At 30.5% G+C, this 22,289-nt stretch carries 18 protein-coding genes and 5 pseudogenes; 21 read left to right on the forward strand and 2 right to left on the reverse strand.

Features of this window, described 5'->3' with window-relative positions:
• Positions 1 to 31 precede the first annotated feature (31 nt).
• From IR152_RS01390 to IR152_RS01450, 14 genes and pseudogenes are all read left to right on the forward strand, one after another.
• On the forward strand, positions 32 to 346 hold the full coding sequence (locus tag IR152_RS01390) for a YdcP family protein (RefSeq protein ID WP_227450053.1): 315 nt from the start codon (positions 32 to 34) through the stop codon (positions 344 to 346).
• 20 nt (positions 347 to 366) lie between these two features.
• Positions 367 to 623 (forward strand): annotated as a pseudogene (locus IR152_RS01395) (hypothetical protein).
• Positions 624 to 630: 7 nt separating this feature from the next.
• Positions 631 to 1,937, forward strand: a pseudogene (locus IR152_RS01400) (FtsK/SpoIIIE domain-containing protein); the annotation flags it as partial.
• Positions 1,926 to 2,177, forward strand: a pseudogene (locus IR152_RS19890) (C40 family peptidase); the annotation flags it as partial. The pseudogenes IR152_RS01400 and IR152_RS19890, both read left to right, overlap by 12 nt.
• Positions 2,135 to 2,992 (forward strand): annotated as a pseudogene (locus IR152_RS01405) (conjugal transfer protein). The pseudogenes IR152_RS19890 and IR152_RS01405, both read left to right, overlap by 43 nt.
• 87 nt (positions 2,993 to 3,079) lie before the next feature.
• Complete coding sequence (locus IR152_RS01410) at positions 3,080 to 3,700, forward strand: Crp/Fnr family transcriptional regulator (protein WP_009897384.1); 621 nt, start codon at positions 3,080 to 3,082, stop codon at positions 3,698 to 3,700.
• Between the two features lie 155 nt (positions 3,701 to 3,855).
• Positions 3,856 to 4,638 carry an aminoglycoside 6-adenylyltransferase gene (locus IR152_RS01415; protein ID WP_054273873.1) on the forward strand — a complete coding sequence of 261 codons (783 nt, stop codon included), beginning with the start codon at positions 3,856 to 3,858 and terminating at the stop codon, positions 4,636 to 4,638.
• Between the two features lie 124 nt (positions 4,639 to 4,762).
• Complete coding sequence (locus IR152_RS01420; protein WP_227450054.1) at positions 4,763 to 5,431, forward strand: hypothetical protein; 669 nt, start codon at positions 4,763 to 4,765, stop codon at positions 5,429 to 5,431.
• A gap of 196 nt (positions 5,432 to 5,627) precedes the next feature.
• Positions 5,628 to 6,899 (forward strand): annotated as a pseudogene (gene hflX, locus IR152_RS01425) (GTPase HflX).
• 240 nt (positions 6,900 to 7,139) lie between these two features.
• Positions 7,140 to 7,637 carry a MarR family winged helix-turn-helix transcriptional regulator gene (locus IR152_RS01430; RefSeq protein WP_227450055.1) on the forward strand — a complete coding sequence of 166 codons (498 nt, stop codon included), beginning with the start codon at positions 7,140 to 7,142 and terminating at the stop codon, positions 7,635 to 7,637.
• Between the two features lie 49 nt (positions 7,638 to 7,686).
• Positions 7,687 to 8,211, forward strand: a complete 525-nt coding sequence (locus IR152_RS01435) for a flavodoxin domain-containing protein (RefSeq protein ID WP_227450056.1) — start codon at positions 7,687 to 7,689, stop codon at positions 8,209 to 8,211.
• A 315-nt stretch (positions 8,212 to 8,526) separates the two neighbouring features.
• A complete protein-coding gene (locus tag IR152_RS01440) occupies positions 8,527 to 9,891 on the forward strand; it encodes an aldehyde dehydrogenase (protein ID WP_227450057.1) in 1,365 nt (454 codons plus the stop codon).
• Between the two features lie 362 nt (positions 9,892 to 10,253).
• A complete protein-coding gene (locus IR152_RS01445) occupies positions 10,254 to 11,420 on the forward strand; it encodes an AI-2E family transporter (protein WP_227450058.1) in 1,167 nt (388 codons plus the stop codon).
• Positions 11,421 to 11,573: 153 nt separating this feature from the next.
• The gene (locus IR152_RS01450; RefSeq protein WP_227450059.1) at positions 11,574 to 11,786 is read left to right on the forward strand and encodes a hypothetical protein; all 213 of its coding nucleotides are present in this window, start codon (positions 11,574 to 11,576) and stop codon (positions 11,784 to 11,786) included.
• A gap of 108 nt (positions 11,787 to 11,894) precedes the next feature.
• Here the strand turns inward: IR152_RS01450 and IR152_RS01455 are convergent, their stop codons facing one another.
• Positions 11,895 to 12,548 carry a TetR/AcrR family transcriptional regulator gene (locus IR152_RS01455; protein WP_227450060.1) on the reverse strand — a complete coding sequence of 218 codons (654 nt, stop codon included), beginning with the start codon at positions 12,546 to 12,548 and terminating at the stop codon, positions 11,895 to 11,897.
• A 23-nt stretch (positions 12,549 to 12,571) separates the two neighbouring features.
• Complete coding sequence (locus IR152_RS01460; protein ID WP_227450061.1) at positions 12,572 to 13,936, reverse strand: sodium:solute symporter family protein; 1,365 nt, start codon at positions 13,934 to 13,936, stop codon at positions 12,572 to 12,574.
• Between the two features lie 647 nt (positions 13,937 to 14,583).
• Between IR152_RS01460 and IR152_RS01465 the strand changes: the two genes are divergently transcribed.
• The 7 genes from IR152_RS01465 to IR152_RS01495 all read left to right on the forward strand — a co-directional run bounded on the left by IR152_RS01465 (position 14,584) and on the right by IR152_RS01495 (position 22,044).
• On the forward strand, positions 14,584 to 16,014 hold the full coding sequence (locus IR152_RS01465) for an MFS transporter (protein ID WP_227450062.1): 1,431 nt from the start codon (positions 14,584 to 14,586) through the stop codon (positions 16,012 to 16,014).
• A gap of 102 nt (positions 16,015 to 16,116) precedes the next feature.
• The gene (hisC, locus tag IR152_RS01470) at positions 16,117 to 17,220 is read left to right on the forward strand and encodes a histidinol-phosphate transaminase (protein WP_227450063.1); all 1,104 of its coding nucleotides are present in this window, start codon (positions 16,117 to 16,119) and stop codon (positions 17,218 to 17,220) included.
• A gap of 32 nt (positions 17,221 to 17,252) precedes the next feature.
• The gene (locus tag IR152_RS01475; protein ID WP_227450064.1) at positions 17,253 to 17,471 is read left to right on the forward strand and encodes a 4Fe-4S binding protein; all 219 of its coding nucleotides are present in this window, start codon (positions 17,253 to 17,255) and stop codon (positions 17,469 to 17,471) included.
• A 16-nt stretch (positions 17,472 to 17,487) separates the two neighbouring features.
• Positions 17,488 to 18,537, forward strand: a complete 1,050-nt coding sequence (gene vorB / locus IR152_RS01480; protein WP_227450065.1) for a 3-methyl-2-oxobutanoate dehydrogenase subunit VorB — start codon at positions 17,488 to 17,490, stop codon at positions 18,535 to 18,537.
• Position 18,538: 1 nt separating this feature from the next.
• Complete coding sequence (locus tag IR152_RS01485; RefSeq protein ID WP_227450066.1) at positions 18,539 to 19,279, forward strand: thiamine pyrophosphate-dependent enzyme; 741 nt, start codon at positions 18,539 to 18,541, stop codon at positions 19,277 to 19,279.
• Positions 19,280 to 19,281: 2 nt separating this feature from the next.
• Entirely contained in the window at positions 19,282 to 19,821 is a 540-nt protein-coding gene (locus IR152_RS01490) for a 2-oxoacid:acceptor oxidoreductase family protein (protein WP_227450067.1), read from the forward strand.
• 123 nt (positions 19,822 to 19,944) lie between these two features.
• Positions 19,945 to 22,044, forward strand: coding sequence for an acetate--CoA ligase family protein (locus IR152_RS01495; protein WP_227450068.1), 2,100 nt, complete (start codon positions 19,945 to 19,947; stop codon positions 22,042 to 22,044).
• Positions 22,045 to 22,289 lie beyond the last annotated feature (245 nt).

Genomic DNA, 22,289 nt, shown 5'->3' on the forward strand with positions numbered 1-22,289 from the left:
AACACATTCAAGAAAGAACGAGGTAAAATATATGAAGTTAAAACACGTAATACCCAACATGGAAAAAACATTTGGACAATTAGAATATGCTGGCGAGGGCAAAGTTGAACAGCGAAGAATCAATGGAAAACCTACTATTCTCTCACGAAGCTATAACCTTTATTCTGATATTCAAAGAGCGGACGATATTATCGTTATTCTTCCAGCCGAAGCTGGCGAAAAGCATTTTGAAATCGAGCAAAAAGTAAAATTAGTAAACCCACGTATTACAGCAGAGGGCTACAAAATCGGAACTCGTGGATTCACAAACTACATCATGTATGCTGACGATATCGTCAAGGCATAAGAAAGGACAGGTAATTAAACATGAGATTAGCTGAAGGAATCGTCGTAATTGAAAAAGAAAAAACATTTGGAGATTTGAAGTTTTCCGCTCTACGTAGAGAGGTCAAGATTGTTGATGATGAGGGCAATGTAACCGAAACCCTATTGCTGACACGGTGGCTACTGCCACATTTCAAGGTGCAGATGTAGACTGGTATATCAAAGCCGAAAATATTATCTTGAAAAGACCAGCACAAAACCAGCAAGCCGACCAGAAACAGAGTCATGATAAGAAATAGTTAGCCTATGAGAAAACTATTTCAGTATCGTGGAAAAAAGATAAAGCAAAGTGACAAGCATTTGCTGTCTAACTTCTTTACTGTTTCAATGGTTACCTTATTCTCTTGTGTCATGATACCTTTTCATTTAAGGTCGCTTATGGTTGTGAATTGGGAAACGGTCACACTTGATGATTTTATCAATCAACTACAAACTCTGTACTTCTTAGGTAGTGTAATCACTGCCCTTTTTGTATGCCTTATTGTGGCTTTTCTTTATTACTACTATAAGATTGATAACATCAAACAGTTAGAACACAGACAAAAGAGCGAATCAGTCATTTTCCTAAGATGTACTACTATCTCAAAGATGGGCTTATTCACATCAATGTTGAAATCACTATGGGAAAGTATCAAGACCAACTTTTACAGCTTGAAAATAAGCTAGAAACTGGTTTGTATTGTGAACTTGTGGATAAGGAATTAAAGGATTCCTATATTGAGTACACCTTGCTTTATGATACTATCGCTAGTCGTATTCAGATTGATGAAGCAACGGCTCATGATGGACGCTTAAAACTCATGGATTCTGTTTATTGGGAATATGACAAGCTCCCTCATATGTTGATTGCTGGTGGTACTGGTGGTGGTAAGAGTTATTTCATTCTTACCATCATTGAAGCTCTGCTTCACACCAATGCCAACCTATATATCCTTGACCCTAAGAACTCGGATTTAGCCGATTTAGATACGGTCATGAATAACGTCTACTATCGCAAAGATGATATGCTTCACTGTATCAATCAGTTTTATGAGGACATGATTGCACGAAGCGAAGCCATGAAGCAACACAAGGACTATAAGACAGGAGAAAACTACGCCTATCTTGGACTACCTGCAAACTTCCTTATCTTTGACGAATATGTAGCGTTTATGGATATGCTCGGCAGAAATAGTGCCGAAGTCATAAACAAGCTGAAACAAATTGTTATGCTAGGTCGTCAAGCTGGATTTTTCTTAATCTTAGCTTGCCAACGTCCAGACGCAAAATATTTAGGCGACGGAATCCGTGACCAATTCAACTTCCGTGTAGCTTTAGGTCGTATGAGCGAGCTAGGATATGGCATGATGTTTGGAAGTGATACGCAAAAGCAGTTTTTCTTAAAGCCCATTAAAGGACGTGGCTATGTAGACACTGGAACAAGTGTCATAAGTGAATTTTATACACCCAAAGTGCCAAAAGGCTATGACTTCCTAAAACAAATAGCTAAGCTTGCCAATAAGACGCTGGCTGATCCAGTGGCGGACGAAGTGAAAGCCACAGCTGGGATTCAACTTCCTAGAGTTGCACAAGCTCAATATGACGCAACACAGCATATCCCCTTATCCGAAGCCAAAGCTGGCGATTTAGTCTTTTTCCACTCGACCTATGACGCTGGTAGTTATGTGACGCACGTTGGAATCTATGTTGGTAATAACCAAATGTACCATGCAGGGAATCCGATTGGATATACCAACCTTACCGACAGTTATTGGCAAGCTCATTTAATTGGAGCTGGACGCATTATCAAATAGAAAGGAATTTATTATTGATAGGAAGTATGAGCTTTGGAATTTATAAGAACTTTACAGCCATTGATATGCACACCGTTCATGAAAAAGAAATCATTGAGAAACAGGTTGTTGATACGAATAGCATTGAGAGTTTTGTAGAATCCTTTAGCAAGGAATATTTTTCATGGCAACAGTCGCAAGATTCACAGGACAAACGAATTGAACGTTTGAAGAATTATCTGACTGAAAACCTACAACAGTTGAATACTGAAATGGTTCGCTCGGATATTCCTACTAGTTCTATTGTCAACAGCTTTCAAGTATGGAGTGTGACACAGAACAATGAAAATGCCTATGATGTACTCTTTTCAGTAGGACAACAGATTTCAGAGGGCGAGAACAAAAAGAATATCGCTTCCACCTATACTGTTACTGTCTATGTAGATGAAGTAGGCAATATGGTAATTATTAAGAACCCTACCATTGACAGCAAGCCACAAAAGGCAAGCTATGAGCCTGTACTTTCTGATAGTGACTAAACGGTGGACGCAAATACAACAGAGGAAATTAATAGTTTCCTAGACACATTCTTCAAGCTCTATCCTACTGCAACAGAAAAAGAGCTATCTTACTATGTAAGTAATCAAGCACTTGATGTAATTAATAAAGATTATGTATTTGTGGAACTTGTGAATCCTGTTTATACACAAGTTAACAATCAAGTGACCGCTATTGTAACAGTGAAATACCTTGATAAGGAAACCAAAGTTACACAGCTTTCCCAGTTTGAGCTTACTTTGCAGAAAAATGACAACTGGAAAATAATAATGGAATAGTTTCTATGTAAATATATTTTTACTATCTTACCTAACTAATTGAAAGATGATATAATTTAATCAAAGATTTGGTAAGGAGGGATGAATATGCATTTAATTGATTTTATGAATGAAGATATTAAAAAGAAGCTTGTTAAAAAAACGTATAAAAAGAAAGAGACTATTCTTTTTGCTGAGCAAGAAAATGAATATGTAATTCTTATGATTGACGGTATTGCAGAAGCATTCATCTTAAATGTGAAAGGAAACATCTCAACTATTCATCTTTATAGAAGTGGTAGTTTTTTTGGAGAAATGGAACAATTTAATGATGGGAAAAAACCCGTTGAAATTGTCGCTTTCACAGATTGTAATGTATATAAACTTCATAGAGATGATTTTTTAAACTGGTTAAGGGGAGATTTTGAAGCTACAAAATTTCTGATTCGAGAAATATCTAGTAAATTAGTTGTAAATGCTGAATTAATTGAAGAATTATCATCTTTAAGTGTTAAAGAACGACTTCTGAGGTGTATATCCTTACACTATTATAGAAGTGAATTAAATCTGCTTACCAAAAAACAGCTTGCTAGCGAAGTAAACGCTCCAATTAGAAGCATTAATCGTGCTATAAATGAATGTGTACAAGAACATCTAATTGCTTATGAAAACAAAAGATTTAGTGTAATTAATCAGCGAGAGGTATTAAAGAATCTTCCTACAACATAAGTATAATTTCAAAAAAGTATTGGATAATAATTATTCAATACTTTTTTATTTCGGGTCAAGTGACCTATTTTTTTTTATTTCTTCATTATATAATACTCCTATGCATAATTATGTTGGATTGATAGCTAATAAAAGAAAGTGAGAGGTGTTATATTATGACTAAAACACAACAGGAAATGATACAAAACGTATTAGAATTTTCAAAAAGAGATAGTAGGATAATAGGACTTGCAATTAGCGGTTCTTATATCACAAAATCGTTAGATGAATATTCTGATTTGGATTTTCTGATTGTAGCAGATGATAAATCCTATGAAGAAGTTATCGAAGAGAGATTACTTATTGTGGAACAGTTTGGAACATTAGTTTCTGCTTTTACTGGCGAACACGTTGGAGAACCTCGATTGATAATTTCCCTCTATGATTCCCCTGTTCTTCATGTTGATTTTAAGTTTACAACCTTAGATGGTTTACTAGATAGGGTTGAAGATTCAGCTATTCTCTATGAAGAAAACAACTGCATAACAGAAATTTATTCTAAAAAAGAAGCATACTTCCCAACTCCAGACTTACAGTGGATTGAAGATAGATTTTGGATTTGGGTTCATTACGCTTGCACTAAGATTGGACGTAGAGAACTATTTGAAACAATTGATTTTTTATCTTTTTTAAGACAATCAGTACTTGCCCCATTAATACAGCTTCTCTTAGGTAAATTACCTCGTGGAGTTAGAAAAATTGAATTGGACGCACCCCAATATATTGAAGCATTAGAAAAGACGGTTGCTACCCATGAATATGAAAGCTGTGTTAATGCATTGCAGGCTACTATCAACCTGTATCTTGAGTTAAGAGAGGAATTATCACAAAGTCCTATTGTCCGAAAGGTTGAAGCTGAAAGGGTTGCATTACAGTATTTTCAAGATTTAATCAAATAAACCCAAAGTAAAAAAACATTGAATAGTAAATATTCAGTGTTTTTTTATTTTTGGTCAAACGACCTAGATTAGTTGTTGTAACCATTCTATAATTATTTTGAAAGTAACAGTATGGAGGATAACTATGAGTGATATTTTAAGTAGAATTTCAAATAAAATTGGGGATAAGAATATAGTTGATAAGTTATCAGCTCTATCAAAATCAGATTTGAACTCACTTCTATTAGAAGTGTTTGATAGACAAGCAAATACTTTAACTGCAACTGATATTCTAAAGTCATACCAACTAAATAGATTTACTATCCCTAGCAGTATAGATCCAGAAGAAATTCATACTTTGGAATCAAAATTATTGAGAAAAGCATTCAATATGGATATCAAGACGATTATGCTTTCTCCCTCTGCTCCATTAGGTAGCTGTAGCGTTTTTGGCTCCGAATATAACGTAGTAAGTGTTCTACGAGGGACAGAAACACTTGCAGACCCCTCAAATATGTTGGCAATAATTATTGCTGATAAATTAAAAAGAAAAGAAGAAAATAATACCATACCTATCCACATGGCTACTACTGCTAGGGCAATAAGAGCACAAAATTTTGTAGGTAAAGGTTTATATTCACATTTTAGCTTATATTGTATGGTTTCATCTGGTATAGATACAGGGTCTTACACTTGTGAAAAAATGTTGTTAGAAAAGCACTTAAACTATTATAAAGATATATTAAGTGAAATAGAAAATGTTCGTTTCTCTATTATTCTACGCAAAAGAAACGGATACAAAGATAATGACTGATTTTTCGACAGAATGGTTGAAACTATCAAACTTATTTTTCCTAATATAGAGTTATCAATTCATAATAATGATGTTGATAATAATTATTGTCATTTAAGGATAAGTTAGAAAATAGAATTCTTGATGAATTTAATTATAGAGCCATAATCTCGTGCTATATATTAAATAAAAAGTAGCAGATAAGGAGAGTATGGATATGGCGAAAAAAGGGATAATAGTAGGATTAAACATAAATAATAAATCTGAGGATTTTAATGAACTGATGATTGAGCTTGAAAACTTATGTTCAGCATGTGATATTGAGGTTGCTGGAAGTATAACTCAAAATGCAAAGCAGGTTAATAGAGCGTATTACATTGGCACAGGTAAAGTTGATGAATTATTAAACTTAATAAAGAAGGAAAATGCAGAGATTGTTATATTTTACAATGAACTTTCTACATCACAACTAAAAAATCTTGAAGAAAAGCTTAATTGTGAAATTATGGATAGAACAGCATTGATACTTGATATATTTGCAAAGAGAGCAAAAACTAGAGAAGCTAAACTTCAAGTAGAAGTGGCAAGTTTAAAATATATGTTGCCAAGACTTATAGGTTCAAATGAAAATTTAGGGCGTCAAAGTGGTGGTGTTGGTACTAAAAATAGAGGTTATGGTGAGAAAAAGTTAGAACTTGACCGTAGAAGAATAGAAGAAAAGATAACATCTTTAAATAGGGAATTAAATGATTTAAAATTCCAAAGAGAAACTCAAAGAAGTCTGAGAAGAAAATCAAATCTTCCAAATGTAGCTCTAGTTGGATATACAAATGCTGGTAAATCTTCAATAATGAATAAATTAGTAGATACATTTAAAAACTCTTAAGAAAAGAAAGTATTTGAGAAAAACATGTTATTTGCTACACTGGAAACTTCTGTTAGAAATATAGTTCTTTCAAATAACAAAGAATTTTTATTGTCTGATACTGTTGGATTTGTAAGTAATCTACCACATGATTTAGTAAAAGCATTTAGGTCAACATTAGAAGAAGCATGTGAGGCAGATATATTATTACATGTTATTGATATTTCAAATCCAGGCTATAAAAGTCATATTAAAGTAACAGAAGATACTTTAAAACAAATAGGTGCAGATGATATACCTCTGATACATGTTTATAATAAAATTGATTTAATTGATAAAGACGTATTAGATAAGATTGTAGATAATATCGACAAAGAAGGTATATTTGTTTCAGTTAAAAAAGATATAAATATAGATAGAATGATAAAGTGTATTTGTGATAGTATATTTAAAGATTATATAAGATGTAGTTTCTTAATTCCATATGACAAAGGTCATATAGTTTCTTATTTTAATGAGAATACAAGTGTTATAAGTATGGAATACAGAGAAGAGGGAACTTTTTTAGATGTAGAATGTAGCAATATAGAATATAATAAGTATAAAAAGTATGTTTTAGAGTAAGCTCTAAAAAATTGTTGTAACTTAAAATACATTTAATGTCTGATTTTATAATGAATTATAACATGATTGTAAAATATGATTGCATGAAACGGTATAGTTATTAAGCTATGCCGTTTTGTAATTTATAATAAAAAATAAATTCATTGACATAAAGGTAACTAGTTACTATAATAAAAGGTAACTAGTTACTATTTATATTTTTTAAAAATTAAAATTTACTATAAAGAGGGGGAGATAATAATGGATATGGAAACTTTAATGAAAAAATTTATGATAGATGATGAAAGTAGAAAACAAGCTATATTTACAAATATATTTGTAATACAAAATAAACTTCAAACTACCTGTGATAAATTAGACCCAGAGCTAACAATGAAACAATGGTTACTTTTGGCAATTACTACTTCTGTAGATGAAACTCTTACATTAACTAAACTTGGAGATATTATGGGATGTTCAAGACAAAATGTAAAAAAGTTAGCTATTGCTTTAGAAAATAAAGGTTTTGTACAAATTGACCAAAATGAAAAGGATTCAAGAGCTGCTAGTCTTTTAGTAAAAGATAAAGTAAATGAGTATTCTGAAAAAGTGAGAGATATGCAGAAAGAAATATTGGATATTCTATTTAAAGATTTTACAGAACGAGAAGTGGAACAATTATTTTTTGGAATGATAAAACTAAATACAGGAATTGAAAATATAAAAAAGTATATAGAAAATAATGAACTTGAAAGATAGGTGAGTGTCAAATCAACTTTGTATGACATAAAATAAGGAGGTAAATTATATGAAAAATACAGTAGTGATTTATAAGAGTAAATATGGTTCAACAAAAAAATATGCTAAATGGCTTTCAGAATTGTTGGCTTGCGACATTTTTGAAATTAAGAATATCAATATAGAAAAAGTTATGAAATATGATACAATTATCTTAGGAGGAGGACTTTATGCTTGTAATATAGCAGGAATTTCTTTCTTTAAAAAAAATTATAAAGAATTACAGAAAAAGAATCTAGTAGTATTTGGTGTAGGGGCTACTCCATATAATGATGAAGTAATAAAGACCTTAAGAGAAGTAAACTTTAAGGGAGAATTAGATAATATTCCTTGTTTTTATTGTCGTGGGGCATGGGATGAAACAAAAATGTCTTTTTTAGACCATACTCTTTGTAGCTTTTTTAAAAAATCTATAGCTAAAAAAGAACGTCAAGGTCTTAAACCAGTAGAAGCACCTTTATTGTCTGGAGAAGCTTTTGATTGGTGTAATAAAGAAAATTTAGAACCAATACTTGATTATGTAAAAAAACTTTAAGTGGTATATATTTATAGTCATTTATCATCTAAAATTAAACTCCATAGAAATTGATTAGAAGTTATCTGTAAAATAATATTGTTATTAAAGGTGGATAATTTAATTGTTTCAATAAGATTTATAATTTGAAAAAGTATTGATTTTAAAAGAAATTATTTTATAAGCTTACTTATATTTAATAAGGGGGCTTTTTTTATTGGAAGATTTATGTTATATTGAGGTGAATTTATTATGATATAAAAATAATGTTAATATAAATTTAAATCTTTATCTAAAGATGTAATGCTATAATTTTAAAAGAAAGGATTTTTAATCATGGAGATAAATGAGCTAGTGATGGTGCAAAGAAAATATTATAATACAGGTAAAACAAGAGATATATCGTTTCGTCTAGAACAGTTAAAGAAACTTAAGTCAGTTGTATTGCAAAATGAAGAAAAAATACTTTTGGCACTTAAGAAAGATTTAAATAAATCGGATTTTGAAGGTTTTATGACCGAGGTAGGTATGTTTTACAGTGAATTAGATTTTGCTATAAAAAATATAAGAAAATGGAGCAAAATAAAAAGAGTTAGTTCAGGTATGGTTAACTTTCCATCTATATCTAAAATTATTCCGCAACCTTATGGTGTTACGCTCATAATGTCACCTTGGAATTATCCATTCCAATTAGCACTTATACCATTAGTTTGGTCATTGGCAGCAGGGAATTGTGTTATATTGAAGCCTTCTGAATATTCTGTATCAACATCTAGTATAGTTAAAGATATAATTGAAAATGCTTTTTCAAAAGAATATATTGCAGTTGTTCAAGGAAGTCAAGAAGAAAGTGAAAAGTTATTATTAGAAAGATTTGATTATATATTTTTTACAGGAAGTACTAATGTTGGTAGAATAGTCATGAAATCAGCATCAGAGCATTTGACTCCTATAACTTTAGAACTTGGAGGAAAAAGCCCTTGTATTATTTTAAAAGATGCAGATATAGACCTTACTGCCAAAAGACTTACTTGGGGAAAACTAATAAATGCAGGACAAACCTGTGTAGCCCCAGATTATATCTTAGTGCATGAAGATAGAAAAGAAGAGTTAATAGAAAAAATAAAGTATTATATTAATAAGTATTTTGGAGATAATCCATGTAATAATGAACAATTTCCTAAAATCATAAATGAAAAACATTTCAATCGTATATTATCTCTTATTGATAATGACAAAGTAGTCTATGGTGGAAATTGTAATAAGGAAATATTAAAGATAGAGCCAACTATAGTAGACAATACTAATTGGGATGATGATATAATGAAGGAAGAGATATTTGGACCTATACTTCCCATTCTAAGCTATAAAGATTTGGATGAAGTAGTAAAAGAAATTATACAAAGACCAAACCCATTAGCTCTTTATATTTTTACAAAAAATAAGCATTTAGAAAATAAACTTTTAGAAATGATTCCAGCAGGTGGATGTTGTATAAATGATACAATTATTCATATAGCTACGAATTACTTACCTTTTGGTGGTGTTGGCGAAAGTGGTATGGGTTCATATCATGGAAAAGCTGGATTTGATACATTTACTCATTATAAGAGCGTGTTAAAAAAATTAAATTTGGATGTTCCTATTAGATATGCTCCATATGATAATAAATTAATTAAGATTCTTAAAAAGATAATGTAGGGTGTATTGTAGAAAAATAAATATAAATAAAATTGAGCGTTTTTATTCTGAATGTATTTTATTTTTAACCTATAAGGCGAAATTCCTCTTTATTACTGTAGGAGGTGGAGGATGTAAGCCTAACCGATAAGTTATTTTTTTACTTGATTTTCATAGAAATGTATCCTATTATTAATTAAGTAGTAAAAATTAAGAGGAAATAATTACAATGAAATTAGATAGTAATAATCATTCAATATTCTTGCTAAATGATTATAAATCAACATCAAGTACAAGAATAAAGAATGAGTTTCTGCGTATTCTTAAATATCTATGGAAAGAATATTTCAAAAGGCACTGTTTATAGAAATAAGGAGGAAAAAATGAAAATTAATTGGAATACAAAGTACACAACAATAGCAATTTACACATTTATAATAGCTGCTTGTAGTATCATATTTTATCTAGTATCATCACAAATTGATGTATTTTCTAATAATTTAGATGCTATATTTACGACTTTACAGCCTTTTATAATAGGATTTGCTATTGCATATCTTCTTAATTTTATTTTAAAATTTTATGAAGATAGAGTTTTTATAAAAAGTGAGAAATTAAAAAGCTTAAAACAAAAATCAAAAAGAGGATTGGGTCTTTTATTAACATATGCAACAGCTGCATTGATACTTTACTTATTTATGTATTTCGTATTACCTCAAGTAATTGAGAGTATTATTGGACTAGCAAATGATATACCTATGTATGTAAATAATGCAACTAAGCTTATTGATAAATTAATGATTGATTTAAATCTTGATGAACAATATTTTAGTTTGGCAGTAGACAAATGGAATGAGTTTGTTGCATACATCATAAAATTTGTAACAGATTTAATACCAATATTAGGAAACATATTAAAGAATGTAGCTTCTAGTATATGGAACATTGTATTAGGACTAATTGTTTCAGTATACTTACTAATTGATAAGGAAAAATTTTATGGATTAAGTAAAAAAATAACTTATGCGTTATTTACAGAAACACAAGCTTCTAGAATTTTAGAGTTAACTCATAGAAGTAACTATACATTTGGAAGATTCCTAGGTGGCAAGATATTAGATTCATTTATTATAGGTATTTTAACATTTGTGATACTTACATTAGTTAAAATGCCATATGCATTATTAATATCAGTTATAATTGGTATTACAAATATTATCCCTTTCTTTGGACCTTTATTTGGAGCAATACCATCTACAATAATAGTATTGTTTGTTTCTCCTATAAAAGCTTTATGGTTATTGTTGATTATATTAATAATACAACAAATAGATGGAAATATTATAGGACCTAAAATACTAGGAGATTCAATTGGTATATCTGCATTTTGGATTTTATTCTCATTATTGGTTGCAGGAAAGCTATTAGGTTTTATTGGCATGGTTATAGGAGTTCCTATGTTTGCTGTAATTTATTCTATAATTAAAGATATTATTGAGGGTAAATTGGATAAGAAGGGATTACCAACAGATACTTCTGATTATATGTAGACAAAAACATATGTTATTTTTAGTTAAAAATATATAAGTTAAGAAATATTTAAAGCACTGAGAAAACTAAACTCTTGGTGCTTTTTAGATATAAAATTATTATAGAAGAGGTGTTTTTTATGGCATTTATAGAATGTAAATTTAAATCTAAATATGCAGTTATTTCATGGTTTTGAAGATGACCAAAGTTCGTGGATTAGATATACTAATGTAGAACATTATGCTAAAAATAAAAATATAGCTCTCGTAATACCAAGAGTAAAAACGAGTTTTTATACAGATATGGTGTATGGACATAAATATTTCACTTTTGTAAGTGAGGAATTACCTAAATTTGTTAGAGCTATATTTCCTTTATCAGAATAATCAGACATTCAAGAAATATGCAGAGTCTTTAAATATAGTAAAGACTGAAATCCTAAAATCCAATTACGATTTTAAAATTTCAGTCTCTAAGAATCCGATAAAATTTTATTAAGTTCTTATGCGAGTTATTATTGGAGTGAAGTTATCAACTATATCTATATAGTATTTGCTCAGCTCTTCTAAAATATCTTCGCACAAATCAGTGCTATGACCAAGGTTAATGAGAAATTGTTTTGTAAAATACTTTATTACAGCTTGAGAAGATATATCGTACTTGTGTGAAATATAAACCCTAATTATTTCAGGTTTCATAGCAAGTATACCAATACAAGAAAGTATTAACTCATCATGTTCTATAGATTCTTTATCATTAACATATCTTTTCATGACCATTTCAGTTACACTTCGTTGATAGCTTAAGATAGCTTCTTCATAAGCTATATCCAAATAAAAATTTCTATATGCTTCATTTTTTAGAAGGAAGCAAAGGTCAGCATTCATAGCAAGAAAGAACATCATCATAGTACCTTCTTCATGATAGTTATAGATTAAAGACTGCATTTCATTTCTTATATCTTCATATATTATAGCTCCTATTTCGCTTTTACTTGAGAAGTAATAGCTTATTAGACCTAAATTTGTATTGGCTCTTTCTGCAATTTGCCTAGTTGTTGTCTTATGATAACCTTGTTCAAAAAATAATTCTCTAGCAGCCCTTATAATACTAGCTTTTGTTTCTTTGCCTTTTTCTGATTTTGACATATTTACTGTATATACCTCTCTTTTCAATCTTTTTTTGAAAATTTGCTAACTATAAATATTGTAATAGAACCACCTATTATAGGAACTAAAATTCTGTCAAATACAGTAAGAATTCCAATCATATTTAAGAATGCCAATATAACACTTATTATAACAGCATATATAGCCCCCTTTTTTGTAGCACCTTTCCAGCAAAGACCAATTACAAATGGTGCAAATATTACACCTGTACATAGTGGAGCTGGCCAAAATAACAATTCTAATAAACTATCAAATTTAAGTGCTATAATTGCACCTATTATAGCTGTAAAAGCTGATGCAACTTGAGAATACTTTAGAGTATTTTTCAAATCATTAAATTCTATATTAGGGTGTAACAATTTGTTATAAATATCTCTTGATATGATAGCGCTCATTGAGGTCATTAATGAATCGGCAGTAGACATTATGGCAGCTAGTATAGCAGCTAAGAATAATACAGAGATTAAAGGTGGTAAGGTAGTTGATATCATTTGAGGTAAAACCTGGACAGATGATATGTTTGGAAATAAACTACCACCAATAGCTCCAATTATTCCTATAGGGAAGGCAAGAAATAATAGTATAAATCCTGCAATTACACTACTTTTAACTGCATTTTTAGCATTATCAGCACATTGATATCTTAAAAAACTTTCATAAGAAAATATCGAGCCTAAAACTAATGGTAAAACTGTATACATAAAATCACTAATTGACTTATCTCCTGGAAAGAATGGTTCTTTTACCATTGATTGTAACATAAGTAAAGGGTTGTCGCCAACTAATTTTAAGCTTATATAAGCCACTATTGGCAAAAACACTATACAAATAGCAAGTTGAATAAATGCTGATACTGCAACTCCCCACATTCCTGATGTATAAGTATATATAATGATGACTATAACTCCTATAATTACTGCTATATCATAAGGTATACCAAATGCAGTAGATACAGAACCAAAAGAAATTAATTGACTGCCCATAATGGCTAGTATTGATATTGGTGTTACAAGACTCTGATAAGCTCTTAAAAATACACTATGACCATACCTAGTTTCAATATAATCAGCAGGTGTTATATCACAAGATAAGCTTCTTAATTTTCCTGCAAAAAATGCATTTATAAAGCAAGCTAAAGCTGCACCTATAGTAGAATACATGCCAACCCACAGTCCTCTTTCAGCTCCCCATTGAACTCCACCAACTAAGCACCCCCCTCCAAAAGATGTAGCAGCAATAGTTGCAGCTAGTATGGGTAAAGGTAGATTTCTACCTGCAATTAGGAAATCGGATGCTGTTTTAACTTTTTTTGAAAAATAAAAACCAATCCATATGTATATTGCGCACGTAACAATTAAAAGTAACATAATCTCTTCTCCTTTATAAAATATTTTAATAAAATATATAAAATATATTTTATATAAAAGTAGCACGATATTTCTTTTATTGGCTTTAGGTTAGTATAGCTATAATAATTTATGATATTATATAGAAATTATATAAAAGAAAAAATTGAAAATTCTGAAATTTATAAATGTATTGATGTTCATCTGATAGATTCTTTTTTGTAATTGTAACACGCTTTTATTTTTAAATCAATAGTACATGTATAAAAAGAAAAAGGATTTAAAGAAGAAAAAAACATTTTTAATATCCAGATATAGTATGAAAATATCTTAAATAAATTATTCTTGAATAAAATTATAAAAATTTAAAATTACTAGAAATATAATAAAATAATTTAAAATATGTATTTTGATGACTTTTTGAAGCAGTAAAATGATAAAAAACAAATCTAAATTAAGTTTAAATGGCTTTTTAGTTACTTTTAATAGTAAAAAATAAAATCTAAAAAATGTTTGACAATTAAAAATTTTGAGAATATAATTAAAATAAAATTATACACATATAAAAATTTTACACTAAATCAAGGAAGATATATTTAGGATTTAGAATATGAATTATTATACGTGAATAATAAAAAGTAATCAGATTTTATAAGGGAGGGGTAGATGTGAGTAGTCAAGAAAGCAAACCAAGAGGAAACCTTATATCAAATTTTAGAGATGATATGAGAGACCCTAAGAAAAGAGCAATATACACATATTCAAGTTCTATAAACCTAGCGTACAATTTTATAGGTTACTTTGTATCAACCGTGACAAATATCTTTTTAACTGATGTAGCAAAACTTGGTGTAATTATGGCAGGTGGTATGCAAATTGTACAATCTTTTATAAAAATTGCTGTAGCTCCTATAACGGGTACAGTATTTGACAAACAACCATTCAAAAAAGGAAAATATTATCCATGGCTTAGATATGCACCAGCAACGTTAGCATTAACATATGGGATATTTTTCATAGTTCCATTAATGAAAATAAGTCCAGCATTACTTTTACCTTTAATGACAGCTTTATTATTAATAGCATCTTGTGCTCAGCAAGTAGTTTTCACTATAATTTATGCTATTTACCCTGTGGTTGCTAAGACACCTAGAGACAGAGTTATAGGTTCAACTACTACTAATATATTCAAAGAAGTTGGTAAATTCTTAGTAGGTTTTTCATATCCGTTATTATTAGTTTTATTTGCAGATGTATTAGGTGGAGAAGGAATGGGTTATTTAGGTACCTATTTATTCTTTGCAGTAGGATGTCTTTTAGTATTTTGGTTTTCTTCAACAGAGATAATAAAATCTGGTGCAGAAGAAGAAGTTCTTCAAAAAGAAGAAAAGCCAAAAATTAAAGCAAGTGAAATGACAAAAGCACTATTTACTAATGTACCACTTATGATGGCATTTTGTTTAGAGTTTCTTATATGTATAAGATCTATAGGTTTAGGACCTTTGGCTCCATATTATTTTAAATATGTAATAGAAGACGAACGTGGATTAGCAGTATTTTTATCAATAATGCCTTTGGTAAGTGTAGCATTCATGTTTTTCGCACCAGTATTTATAAAAATCTGTAGAGAGCAAAAACTAGCCTCAATAATTTCTTTTTCTATCTGTGCATTATGCCACTTATTGGTTGTATGGACTCCTTGGGGAAAAACTACTTTAGGTGTAACTATGTTGCTGGCAATTGGAGGAGGTTTTTCAAATGTAGTATCAATAATAAATCTTAACTTCTTTGCTGGTTCTTGTGATTATGGGCATTGGAAATCAGGAAAAGATTTACCTGGTTTAAGTATGTCACTGTATCCAGTTGCGATACAAGTAGGAGTATTACTTGCAACTACTATAAGAACAGTCTTGATGAATTCAATGGGATATCAAGCTGATATGGTAGTTACAGAGGCAGTTAAAACAGGTTTTATAAATATGATTTCTTATTCTATGGCAATACCTTTAATAATAGCTGTTGTTATAGCAATACTATATCCAGTGAGTGACAAGAAATTAAATCAAATAAGAGAAGAATTAAATCAAAGAAAGGCTTAGTTAAAAGAAAGTTTAGTAGATGATTAATTTAAGTTATTAAAGTAAGTAGACGCAATAGCGTTTATATAAATGAAAATACATATACAGAGGGGGCTTTTAAAAATGATAGAAAAATTATTGAGAAATACAGTAAAAGAATTACATCAATATGTTCCAGGTGAACCAATAGAAAAAGTTAAGGAAAAATATGGTGTAAAAGAAATAATAAAATTAGCTTCAAATGAAAATCCTTTAGGTCCATCACCAAAAGCAATGGAAGCTATGACTTATATGTTAAAACAAGGTCAACTTTATCCAGAACCAGAAGCTAATCAACTTAGAAGAAAATTAGCTGAAAAATTAGATTTAAGACCAGAAAATTTTATTGTTGCTAATGGTGCGGACAACGTTATTACACTAATAGGTGAAGCTTTTATAAATAGAGGGGATGAAGTTATATATTGTAACCCAACATTCCCATCATATAGAACTGCAACTATAAAAAATGAAGGGATACCAGTAGAAGTACCTTTAACAGAAGATTATAAGTATGATTTACAAGGTATACTAGATAAGATTACAGATAAGACAAAATTAATATGTGTGTGCAATCCTAATAATCCAACAGGAACAATTGTAGATGATAAAGAGTTAGAAGAATTTTTAAAGAAAGTCCCTGAAAATATTATAACTATATTGGATGAAGCATATATAGAATTTTTAACAGTGCCTAATTATGTAGATGGACTTAAGTATGTAAGAGAAAATTACAATGTTATAGTAACAAGAACTTTCTCTAAAATATATGGTCTTGCAGGGCTTAGAGTAGGGTATGGTATTGCTAAAGACGAAATAATAAGAACTTTATTTACAGTAAAAGAGCCTTTCTCTGCAAACCGTGTTGCTATAAGTGGAGCAACAGCAGCACTTGATGATGAAGAATTTATAAAAGAAACGTATGACTTGAATAGAGTTGGAATGGCTTACTTTAAAGAAGAGTTTACAAAAATGGGATTTGATGTTGTGGATTCACAATCAAACTTCCTTTATGTAGATATGAAAACAGATATACCTAAGCTATTTGAAGAGTTGAAAAAAAGAGGCTTTATAATAAGACCAAGTGCTACACATGCACGTGTAAGTATTGGAACTATGGAGGAAAATAAGAAATTTGTAGCAGTTTTAAAGGAAATATTAAATATTAAAGAAGAAACAAGTATTGGATAATAGATAGGAATATTACGAAATGGGGTGTAGATATGAGCTTAAAAATAAACGCAGATAGATGTAAAAGTTGTGGATACTGCGTTATATCTTGTAAAAAGGGAGCATTAAAAATATCAAACAATATAAATAAAGAAGGATATGCTCATGTAGAGGTTGATGAAAGTAAATGCATACTTTGTGGAATTTGCTACCAAGTGTGTCCAGATAATGTTTTTGAAATAATTAAAGAAGAAGCATGTCAAGAAGCTTAGAAGGAGTTGGGATAATATGAAGAAGATGTGGAAGGGGAACCACGCCATTGCAGAAGCAGCCTTAAGAGGTGGTTGTGAATTTTATGCAGGATATCCAATTACACCACAAACAGAGGTAATGGAATTTTTATCACATAGAATGTCTGAACTTGGAAGAACTTTTATACAATCCGAAAATGAGATGGCTGCTATATATATGGTATATGGAGCATATGCAAGTGGAATGAGGTCTATGACGAGTTCTTCAGGACCAGGAATATCTTTAAAACAAGAAGGAATCTCGTATTTATGTGCAAATCACTACCCTTGTGTAATAGTAAATGTGCAGAGATGGGGTTCTGGTCTTGGTTCGTTGGATTCAGCACAGACGGACTATCTAAGAGATACTAGAGGGGGAGGAAATGGAGATTATCACTTGATAGTTTATGCACCAAACAGTATTCAAGAGACTGTAGATTTAATGTATAATTCATTTGATGTAGCAGAGAAATATAGAGTGCCTGTTGAAATTTTAACAGAAGCAGCTTTAGGTCAAATGATGGAACCAGTAGAGTTTCCAGAGTTTAAGAAAAGAGAAGAAGATTTAGGTTGGACTTACGATGGAAGTAATAGAGACCATGCAAAAGTTGCAGATAACCAAAAGTCAGCCTTTTGTATGGAAAAGCGTATGAGAATAACTGAAAATGAACAACAATGGGAAGATTATCAAGTCGAAGATGCAGAATATGTGTTTGTAGCATTCGGTATACCATCAAGAACAACTATGAATGCTGTTATAAGACTTAGAGAACAAGGTGAAAAAGTTGGAATAATAAGACCAATAACAGTGTGGCCTTTCCCATATAAAGCATTTGAAAAGGTAAACAACGATGTAAAAGGATTTATATCAGTAGAGTCAACAGATACAGGTCAGTTAGTAGAAGACGTTGCTTTAGCTTCAAAAAAAGTATGTAAAGAAAATGTACCTGTGTATGGTCTATTTAGTGGAAATCATATACCAAAAACATTGCAAGTAATGGACACTTATAGAAAAATAAAATCTGGCGAAATCAAGGAGGTGTTCTAATATGGTTGCAGAAAAATTAACACCTAGCGTTGTTTCAATACCAAACAAATTTTGCCCAGGTTGTGGTCATGGAATAGTAAATCGCATAATAGCAGAAGTAATAGAAGAACATGGATATGAAAAAAATCATGTATTGACTTTAGGAGTTGGCTGTGTTTGTAATATGAATTTTAGCTGGAATGGAGACAAAATGCAAACTGCACATGGTAGAGCTTCTTCTACAGCTATAGGAATCAAAGTAGCACGTCCAAAAACACTAGTAATGACTTATCAAGGTGATGGAGATGCTTATGTTATAGGTCTTTCTGAAACTTTAAATACTGCATACAGAAATCATAATGTGACTGTATTTGTAATAAATAACAACAACTTTGCAATGACTGGTGGACAAATGTCATGGACTACTATGCCAGGTCAAGTTACAACAACAAGTGTAAATGGAAGAGATATAAATACTACTGGTAGTCCACTAAAAGTTCCTGAAATGGTAGCAAATTTCTTTGATGTAGCTTATGTAGCAAGAGGTTCAGTTCATAGTCCAAAGGAAATAATTAATCTAAAAAAATATATAAAAAATGCAATAGAAGCTCAATTAAATGGAGAGGGATATTCATTAGTTGAAATATTAGCACCTTGTCCAACTAACTGGGGTGTATCACTAGAGAAATCTATCAAATGGATGGAAGAAGAAATTGTGCCATATTATACTCTTGGCGAATTTAAGCAAAGGGATGGTGAATAGTTATGGAAAAAGAGTTAGTATTTGCAGGATTTGGTGGTCAAGGAGTTTTAACTCTTGGTTTAATTGTAGCTGAGTCAGCACTTGAATTAGGAAAACAAGTAACTTGGATGCCTGCATATGGTCCAACTATGAGGGGTGGAAAAGCATATAGTGTAGTAAAGTTTTCTGATGAAAGTATAGGTGGACCTGACATGGAAGAAATAGATGTCTTAGTGGCAATGAATAAGCCATCTTTAGATTATATAAATTTAGTTAAAGAAGGTGGAACAGTAGTTATTAATACATCTACAATATATGAGAATGTAGCATTGAGAGAAGATATAAGTGTAGTTAAAATAAATTGTCAAGAATTAGCTCAAAGAGTAAATAATCCAAAAGCAGCAAATATAGTAGTCCTTGGAGCGTTAATTGCTAAGACTGGATTATTTGAAAAAGAATTAGCTTTAAAAACTATGTGTGATTTCTTTGAGGAAAAAGGAAAAGGAAAATTTAATGTTCAAAATGAAGCAGCATTCATGGAAGGATATAATAACGCCATTTGATAAATTACCCTTATCTTAAGTGATTTATCTCAAGATTTAACAACCTTTAGTGCCAAGAGAAACTTCATCTTGAGATAAAATTCACTTAAAATCACAATTATAAACATATAGGAGAGTGAATTTATGAGTTTGGAAAAACTTATTAGACCAAAAAGTATTGCTATAGTAGGAGTGACTGATAAACTTGGTTTTGGTAGAAGTGCAGCACTTAGTATAGTAAAAAGTAAAGATACAGATAGAGTATATTATGTTAATCCAAAAAGAAAAGAATTGTTTGGAAGAAAATGTTATAAAACGATACAAGATGTTCCAGAAGTAGTAGATTGTGTAGTAGTATGTACACCTAGAAATGTAGTTTTGTCTGTATTAAAAGACTCTGGAGAATTAGGGGCAAAGGCAGCTGTAGTATATGCTAGTGGATTTGCAGAGGAAGGTACAGAAGAAGGAATAGATTTAGAAAATCAACTTATAGAAATATCAAATACATATGATATGAAAATATTGGGTCCAAACTGTATGGGATTGCTAAATTGTATAGATAAAGTTAATCTATGGGCAGGAGGTTGTAAATGGGATTTATATACTAAAAGGTCTGGTATAGGAATTGTAGGGCAAAGTGGTTTTATAACTGCAGAGATTGTTTCAAGTGATTATTTTAATATATCTTATGGTTTTTCAACAGGAAATGGAAATATAGTTACATTAGAAGATGCAGTAGATTTTCTTGTAGATGATGATTATGCATCAGTAATAGCTATTTACCTTGAAGGTTTAAAAAATCCACAAAAGTTTATAAATGCACTAAAAAGAGCTGCTCAAAAAAGAAAACCAGTAATAATCTTGAAGTCAGGAAGGTCAGAAAAAGGAGCTATTTCTGCTGCTTCTCATACAGGAAACTTAGCTGGTTCAAGTAAGGTTTTTGAAAGTATTTTTGAAAAATATGGAGTAATTTCTGTGGAAAACTTAGAACAATTTATGTGTCTAGCTCAGGCTTTTAGTGTTTTAGATGGTAACTTACCTACAAATTCTAATTTTGCAGCAATGAACTTCTCAGGAGGAGAAAATACTATTTGTGCAGATTTAGCAGAAGAAAATGATGTAGAACTTGCAGAAATATCTTCTGAAACTAAAGAAGAAATGAAAAAATATCTTCCGGGATTTGCAACACCTAAAAATCCACTAGATGCTACAACAGCATTATTCCACGAAAAGGATATGATAGTAGGTCTATTACATACCTTTGAAAAGGATGATAGTGTTGGATTTACTATGGTAGGTGCTAATATAAGAGATGAAGAAAATGAAATGCATGAAACACTTTGTCAAGCTGTAAGTGAAGCTAGAGAACAAGGATTGAAAAAGCCTGTGTTTGCAGTTCCTACACTTGAAGGAAATAGGTATTTAGATTATAGAACTAGATTAGAAAGCAATCAAGTGCCTATAATGTCATCAGTTGGAACTACATTTACTTGTTTTAATAAAATGGCTAAGTTTATAGATTATGATTATTCTAAGAGAACTTTAGAATTTAAAGCTGTTAAGAAAAGAGAGTTAAATAATGTAGTAGCATTATCAGAGTTAGATAGTAAGATTGAGATGAAGAAATATGGAGTACCAGTACCAGGGCAAGGCAATGCAAAAAGTATTGATGAATTAGATGAAATCTTAAAATATATTAAATATCCTGTTGTTTTAAAAATAAATTCTTCTGAAATATTACACAAATCTGATGTTGGAGGGGTTAAAATAGGAATTAAGAATAGAGATGAGGCAGTAGATGCATATAATGAGATTTTAACTAATGTAAAAAAAGCAAAACCAGATGCTAATATTGAAGGTATACTAGTTCAAGAAATGGCAGAAAGTGGTATAGAAATTATTATTGGTATAACTAATGATGACCAATTTGGTCCGATGTTATTAGTTGGCTTAGGAGGAGTATTTGTAGAAGTATTTAAAGATACTACTTTATATCCATTGCCTATAAATCACGATGAAGCTATCATGATGCTTAAAAAATTAAAATCATTTAAGCTTTTAAATGGCTATAGAGGAAGTGAACCTTGCGATATTGATGCTCTTGCAGATATGATGGTTAAGTTAGGAAAATATGCTTATGAAAATAAGGATAAAGTCAAGGAAATAGATTTAAATCCAGTGTTTGTATATCCTAAAGGAAAAGGTGTATGTGCAGTAGACGCCTTAATAGTTAAATATAAATAGTTTATAGGTTTTGGTATTAAACCATAATTAAAGCACCGACTGAAAATCGCATTTTGTAAGTTAGATAGTGTGATTTTCGGTCAGCTCATATTTAATTTAAAAATATTTTAAAGTAAAAGCATAGTTTTAAGTTTGATTGTGAAATAGTACTGTATAAACAATAAAATACTACATATAAAACGAATAATAAAAGGTGTTTTAATGAGAAGAATCAATTTTGATTTTCATTAAAACACCTTCTTTAT

This window comes from Clostridioides sp. ES-S-0108-01 (genome assembly GCF_020662285.1).
Classification (GTDB): Bacteria; Bacillota; Clostridia; order Peptostreptococcales; family Peptostreptococcaceae; genus Clostridioides.

What these genes read in the sequence shown, in the direction of transcription:
- IR152_RS01475 (WP_227450064.1), top strand. Translation starts at nt 17,253, where the DNA reads ATGAGCTTAAAAATAAACGCAGATAGATGTAAAAGTTGTGGATACTGC.
- IR152_RS01455 (WP_227450060.1), bottom strand. Translation starts at nt 12,548, where the DNA reads ATGTCAAAATCAGAAAAAGGCAAAGAAACAAAAGCTAGTATTATAAGG.
- IR152_RS01415 (WP_054273873.1), top strand. Translation starts at nt 3,856, where the DNA reads ATGACTAAAACACAACAGGAAATGATACAAAACGTATTAGAATTTTCA.
- IR152_RS01440 (WP_227450057.1), top strand. Translation starts at nt 8,527, where the DNA reads ATGGAGATAAATGAGCTAGTGATGGTGCAAAGAAAATATTATAATACA.
- hisC (WP_227450063.1), top strand. Translation starts at nt 16,117, where the DNA reads ATGATAGAAAAATTATTGAGAAATACAGTAAAAGAATTACATCAATAT.
- IR152_RS01495 (WP_227450068.1), top strand. Translation starts at nt 19,945, where the DNA reads ATGAGTTTGGAAAAACTTATTAGACCAAAAAGTATTGCTATAGTAGGA.
- IR152_RS01485 (WP_227450066.1), top strand. Translation starts at nt 18,539, where the DNA reads ATGGTTGCAGAAAAATTAACACCTAGCGTTGTTTCAATACCAAACAAA.
- IR152_RS01460 (WP_227450061.1), bottom strand. Translation starts at nt 13,936, where the DNA reads ATGTTACTTTTAATTGTTACGTGCGCAATATACATATGGATTGGTTTT.
- IR152_RS01410 (WP_009897384.1), top strand. Translation starts at nt 3,080, where the DNA reads ATGCATTTAATTGATTTTATGAATGAAGATATTAAAAAGAAGCTTGTT.
- IR152_RS01490 (WP_227450067.1), top strand. Translation starts at nt 19,282, where the DNA reads ATGGAAAAAGAGTTAGTATTTGCAGGATTTGGTGGTCAAGGAGTTTTA.
- IR152_RS01420 (WP_227450054.1), top strand. Translation starts at nt 4,763, where the DNA reads ATGAGTGATATTTTAAGTAGAATTTCAAATAAAATTGGGGATAAGAAT.
- IR152_RS01445 (WP_227450058.1), top strand. Translation starts at nt 10,254, where the DNA reads ATGAAAATTAATTGGAATACAAAGTACACAACAATAGCAATTTACACA.
- IR152_RS01430 (WP_227450055.1), top strand. Translation starts at nt 7,140, where the DNA reads ATGGATATGGAAACTTTAATGAAAAAATTTATGATAGATGATGAAAGT.
- IR152_RS01435 (WP_227450056.1), top strand. Translation starts at nt 7,687, where the DNA reads ATGAAAAATACAGTAGTGATTTATAAGAGTAAATATGGTTCAACAAAA.
- IR152_RS01390 (WP_227450053.1), top strand. Translation starts at nt 32, where the DNA reads ATGAAGTTAAAACACGTAATACCCAACATGGAAAAAACATTTGGACAA.
- vorB (WP_227450065.1), top strand. Translation starts at nt 17,488, where the DNA reads ATGAAGAAGATGTGGAAGGGGAACCACGCCATTGCAGAAGCAGCCTTA.
- IR152_RS01450 (WP_227450059.1), top strand. Translation starts at nt 11,574, where the DNA reads ATGCAGTTATTTCATGGTTTTGAAGATGACCAAAGTTCGTGGATTAGA.